We start from the raw sequence: 5384 nt of genomic DNA, 5'->3' as shown, positions 1-5384 counted from the left end.
GAGATAGAGAACGAGCTTCTCTATCTCGGCGCGAAGGGTTCTCTATCTCGCGGGGACGGTCACCAGTTGGGCGTGGCCCCGGGGACGTTGCGGGGCAGCTTCACCTGGTGCGGGTGGATGACGTAGGCGATGCCGTCGGTGGACGTCTGCCACACGCGCTCGAAGTTCTCGCGGGTGTAGACGTTGCGCACGTCGGCGTCGGTCGCCTTGTTGGGGTCGTTGATGACCGGGTCGCCGTCGGCGGTGAAGCCGACGATCGTGACGAGGTGGCCGTCGGTGCCGTAGCCGGCCTCGGGCATCTCCTCCTCGGCGAAGTTGATCGACACGACCAGCGGGATGCCCGCCGCCACGAACCGCTCGGCCTCGGCCAGCGACCGCAGCCGGGTGACGAACGACTCCAGCCCGAACCGGTGCGCGTAGGCCGTGTTGAACGGCCAGTTGCCCGATCCCTCGTAGGTGTAGTCCCACGTGTTGATGGCGGCGTAGGCGACCTGCGGGTCGCCGTTCGGCGCGACGACGTCCGCGAGCTCCGACGCCGGCACCCGGTGCTTCTTCCCGTAGGAGTACTGGATCATCGTGGTCGACGTCGGGGAGCACCAGACCTGCCCACCGCCGCCGAACTCGGGGTACTCGCCGATGTGGATCAGCTGCGAGTAGCCGGGCACGTCCAGCTCCACCGCACGCCCGAGCGTGAAGTCGCTCGTGCCCGGGTAGGCGCTGTCGGGCAGGTACTCGTTGGTCATCGTCGTCACGCCCGCCAGGCGCGGGGTCGCCGTCGACCCGGCCGGGCGGTAGAGCGTGACCCGGGTCTGGAACGCCTCGGGCTCGTGCCCCGACTTGGCGACGTACGTGTCGGTGAACAGGTACGCGTCGTCGTCGTTCTGGCCGTCCACGGAGGTGCGGTGGATGTCGCCCACGCTGCCGTCGGCGGGCTGGAAGTCGTCGCCGGAGGCCCAGCGCCCCATGACGAACCACTTGGTCCACGCGCCGTCGGCCTTGCGCCCGCGGAACTCGACCTCGACCCACGTGCCGGTCGGGGTGGTGGCGTTCCACGACGTGAGCGACTCGTCGACGGCGTACCCGGTCTCGACGACCGGTGACGTCCACGTGCCCGTCTCGTACGCGACGGGCTTCCCGTCGCCGAACGGGTCGGTGTACTCGGTGGTGGGTCCGCCGGCGTCGCGGACGCCGAGCGTGCCGTGCGCCCCGGGGCGCAGGTTCTCCCACTCGCCCTGCCGCAGGTCGTCGATGCCCTGCCAGTGGGTGGTGGTGATCTTGTTGCCGGTCGGCTCCGGGTCGTCCGCGGCGCCGGCCGCGCCCGCGGTCGGCGCGATCACCGCCCCCGCCGCCAGTGCCGCCGTCGTCGCTCGCATCCAGCTCCTTCGTGCCGTGCCTCGCGCCATGGTTCTCATGGATCCTCCCGCAGGCGGGGGCGGTGGACGGTCCCCACCGCCCTGATGGCGAAGACTTTCCCAGATCCTGGGGTCCGTGTCACGAGTTTGCGCACGATCGGGCCGACGCCGACGGTCGGTGTGATCTGTGTCGCTCCGGTTGGCAGACGCCCGGCCCGGCTCTAGGTTAGGCGAGGCTCGCCTTACCCAACCTCGAAGGAGCCTCGTGACGATGCCCTCCGCCCTGCTCGGAGCCGCGACCGCGGCCGACTACGCCGGCGCGCTGCACGCCGTCGTGGACGACGTGGCCGCCCGCGTCGAGACCGCCCGGCAGCCGTTCTGCGGCGCCAGCCGCCGCGAGCTGCAGGCCCTGGTCGACGCCGTCGACCTCGACGGGCCGCCGGTCGGGACGCGCGACGCGCTGCGCGAGAGCGCCGACCTCTACGCCTCGCACGCCGTCTGGTTCCACCACCCCGGGTACGCCGCGCACCTCAACTGCCCCGTGGCGCTCCCCGCCGTGGGCGCGGAGGCGATGCTGGCCGCGATCAACACGTCGGTCGACACCTACGACCAGTCGACGGTCGCGACCCTCATGGAGCAGCGCCTCGTCGCCTGGACCGCCGACCGCATCGGCTTCCCGGCCGGGAGCGACGGTGTCTTCACCTCGGGCGGCACGCAGTCCAACCTGCAGGCGCTGCACCTCGCGCGCGAGGCCGCGCTCACCGGGCCCGACGGCGCCCGGCTCGGCGGCGCGGCGCGGCGCGAGCGCCTCGGGCGCCTGCGTGTGCTGGCCACGGCCGCCGGGCACTTCAGCGTGGCGCGCTCCGCGCTGCTGCTCGGCCTCGACGACGACGCCGTGATCGGCGTCGGCACCGACGCCGACGGCCGCCTCGACCCCGGCGCGCTCGCTCGCGCCCTGGTCGACGTCGAGCGCGCGGGCGACGTGGTCATGGCCGTCGTCGTCACGGCGGGGACCACCGACCGCGGCTGCGTCGACCCGATCGCCCCGGTCGCCGACCTGTGCGACGCGGTCGGCACCTGGCTGCACGTCGACGCCGCGTACGGCGGCGGCCTGCTGGTCTCGCCGCGCCGCCGCCACCTGCTCGACGGCGTCGAGCGGGCCCGCAGCGTCACGGTCGACTTCCACAAGACGTTCTTCCAGCCGGTCTCCTCCAGCGCGCTCCTGGTCCGCGAGGCCGCCGACCTCGCGCGCGCCGCGTGGCACGCGGACTACCTCAACCCCGCCGAGGAGGCGGGGGAGCCGAACCCCGACCTCAACCTCGTCGACCGGTCGCTGCAGACCACGCGCCGGTTCGACGCGCTCAAGCTGTGGGCCACCCTCCGCGCCGTGGGCGCCGACGGGATCGGCGCGATGGTCGACGCCGTCTGCGACCTCGCGGCCGCCGTGCACGCGGACCTCGCCGACGACCCGGAGCTGCGGCTCCTCGCCCCGACGGACCTGTCCACCGTGCTGTTCCGCTACCAGCCCGCCGGCGTCGACGACGCCCAGGCGGACGCCCTCGTGCCGCGGGTGCGGCGCGTGCTGTTCGACTCCGGCCGCGCGCTCGTCGCGAAGACGGTGGTCGACGGGCGCCCGTGCCTCAAGCTCACGCTCCTCAACCCGGACGCGACGCTCGACGACGTCCGCGGCGTGCTCGACCTGGTCCGCGCCACGGCGCACGGGCTGCTCGCCGGCGAGGAGCTGCTCGACCTGGACGCGCCCCCGTGCCGGGGCGTCCACCCGCGCCTGCCCCGCGCGTCCGCCGTGCCCGCCGACCCCGCCCTCGAGGAGGTCGCCCGATGACCCGCACCTACGACCTGCTCGGCGTCGGCGTCGGCCCGTTCAACCTGGGTCTCGCGGCGCTCGCCGACCCGCTCGACGACGTCGACGCGGTGTTCCTCGACCGGCGTGACGGGTTCTCCTGGCACCCGGGCATGATGCTCGAGGGGTCGACGATCCAGGTGCCGTTCCTGGCCGACCTGGTGACGATGGCGGACCCGACGTCGCCGTTCTCGTTCCTCGCGTTCCTCAAGGAGACGGGCCGGCTGTACCCCTTCTACATCCGCGAGTCGTTCTACCCGCTGCGCGCCGAGTACGACGCGTACTGCCGCTGGGCGGCCGACCGGCTCGACACCCTGCGCTGGGGCCGCGACGTCGTCGCGGTCGACCGCGACGAGGAGTCCGGGGATCTGGTGGTGACCGCTCGGCTCGCCGACGGGACGCCGGAGACGTACCGGGCGCGCCACGTCGTCCTCGGTGTCGGCACGACGCCGCAGCTCCCCGGGCCGCTCGCCGCCCTCGCCACGGAGGCCGCCCGGCACCCGAGCGCCGGTCCGGTCGTGCACAGCGCCGACTACCTGCCGCACCGCGACGCGCTCGCCGCGACCGGCGCCGTGACCGTCGTCGGGTCGGGGCAGTCGGCCGCCGAGGTGTACCGCGACCTGCTCGAGGACGCGTCGCCCGACGCGCACCGCGTCGACTGGGTGACTCGCTCGCCGCGGTTCTTCCCGATGGAGTACACGAAGCTCACGCTGGAGATGACGTCGCCGGAGTACACCGACCACTACCGGGCGCTGCCCACCGAGCTGCGCGAGATCCTCGGCCGCGAGCAGCGAGCGCTCTACAAGGGGATCAGCGGCGACCTGGTGGACGACATCTACGACGCGCTGTACCGCAAGTCCGCCCTCGGGCGGGAGGTGCCGACGACGCTCCTTTCGGACACGGAGGTGGTCGCGGCGCGGTTCGAGCCGACGGCCGGAGCCGACGGCACGGGGGAGTACGTGCTCACCCTGCGGCACGGCCAGCTCGGCACCACCGCGGAGCACCGCACGCGCGCCGTCGTCGGCGCGACCGGGTACGGCTCGGGCGTGCCCGCGTTCGTGGCGCCCGGCCTGGTGGACCTCGACGAGCTGGGCCGGGTGGACGTGGCCCGCGACTACACCGCGGGCGCGGGCGGCCGCCTGCACGTGGGCGGCACGGAGGCGCACACCCACGGCGTCACCGCCCCCGACCTGGGCTTCGCCGCGTGGCGGAACTCGGTCATCCTGGCGCAGGTCACCGGCCGCGAGCCGTACGCGATCGAGCGGCGGATCGCGTTCCAGACGTTCGGGCTGCCGGGTGGCCGGCCCGACGGCGCGCCGTCGGCGGCCTGGTCGCCGCCGGAACCCGCAGCGGCCGAGCGGGAGGTGGCCTGATGACCGCCGTCGCCGACCCCCGTGCTGCCCGTGCCGTCGGGGGCGCCGACGCGGCCCGGACCTCCGCGGATGCCGTCACCCTCGAGCCGGTCGACCCGGCGCGCGACGCCGCGACCGTGCACGGGTGGCTGACCCACCCGGCCTCCACGTTCTGGCGGATGGGGCACCTGGGCGTCGCGGAGGTCCGCGACTACCTCGCCGACGTCGCCGACCATCAGGACCAGGACGGCTGGCTCGGGCGGGTCGACGGAGCGCCCGCGTTCTACGCGGAGACCTACGACCCCGCCCGCGTCCTGCTCGTCGGCGTGCACGACGCCGCACCCGGGGACGTCGGCATGCACCTGCTCGTGGCGCCCCCGCCCGCCGACCCGGCCGACCGCGCGCCGGGGCTCACCGACGCGGTGATGGCCGCGGTCGTGCGCTTCTGCCTGGCGCGCGAAGGGCTCGACGCCGCGCGCGTCGTCGTCGAGCCGGACGTGCGCAACCGCGCGATCGCCGCGAAGAACGCGGCCGCCGGGTTCCGCGTGCTGCGCGAGGTCGAGCTGGACGAGGGCGGGCACACCAAGCGCGCGGCCCTGAGCGTGTGCACACGCCAGGACTTCGCGGCCTCCCCGCTCGGCGCGCTCGCCGGGCCGGGCGAGGCCGCCGGCCCGGGCCTCGCGCCGCACCTGCGCCCCGACCTCGCCGAGCACGCCCACCGACACCTGGCCGCCAAGGCGCTCGCGGAGCTCGCGCACGAGCGCCTCTTCCGCCCCGAGCCCGACGGGGAGCGTTGTGGGTGTGATCGTGGCCCTGTTT

The 5384-nt window shown here is 74.4% G+C and carries 4 protein-coding genes; 3 read left to right on the top strand and 1 reads right to left on the bottom strand.

Annotated features, from left to right (window positions below; all coding sequences use genetic code 11):
• Positions 1-59: 59 nt before the first annotated feature.
• Positions 60-1373 (bottom strand): C39 family peptidase, encoded by a 1314-nt coding sequence (locus tag ACFUVW_RS19260; protein ID WP_430572909.1) that lies wholly within the window; start codon positions 1371-1373, stop codon positions 60-62.
• 250 nt (positions 1374-1623) lie between these two features.
• Between ACFUVW_RS19260 and ACFUVW_RS19255 the strand changes: the two genes are divergently transcribed.
• From ACFUVW_RS19255 to ACFUVW_RS19245, 3 genes are all read left to right on the top strand, one after another.
• Positions 1624-3195 (top strand): pyridoxal phosphate-dependent decarboxylase family protein, encoded by a 1572-nt coding sequence (locus tag ACFUVW_RS19255; protein WP_430572910.1) that lies wholly within the window; start codon positions 1624-1626, stop codon positions 3193-3195.
• A complete protein-coding gene (locus ACFUVW_RS19250; protein ID WP_430572908.1) occupies positions 3192-4586 on the top strand; it encodes a lysine N(6)-hydroxylase/L-ornithine N(5)-oxygenase family protein in 1395 nt (464 codons plus the stop codon). Before ACFUVW_RS19255 ends, ACFUVW_RS19250 begins: the two co-directional genes overlap by 4 nt.
• A partial coding sequence (locus ACFUVW_RS19245) for a GNAT family N-acetyltransferase (protein ID WP_430572907.1) occupies positions 4586-5384 on the top strand: 799 nt, incomplete at its 3' end. The genes ACFUVW_RS19250 and ACFUVW_RS19245, both read left to right, overlap by 1 nt.

The sequence above is a fragment of the Isoptericola sp. NPDC057391 genome, from assembly GCF_042668085.1.
In the GTDB taxonomy this organism is placed as follows: Bacteria; Actinomycetota; Actinomycetes; order Actinomycetales; family Cellulomonadaceae; genus Isoptericola.
Note: the sequence above shows the minus strand (reverse complement) of the source record. Positions and strands in the feature narration are given on the sequence as shown.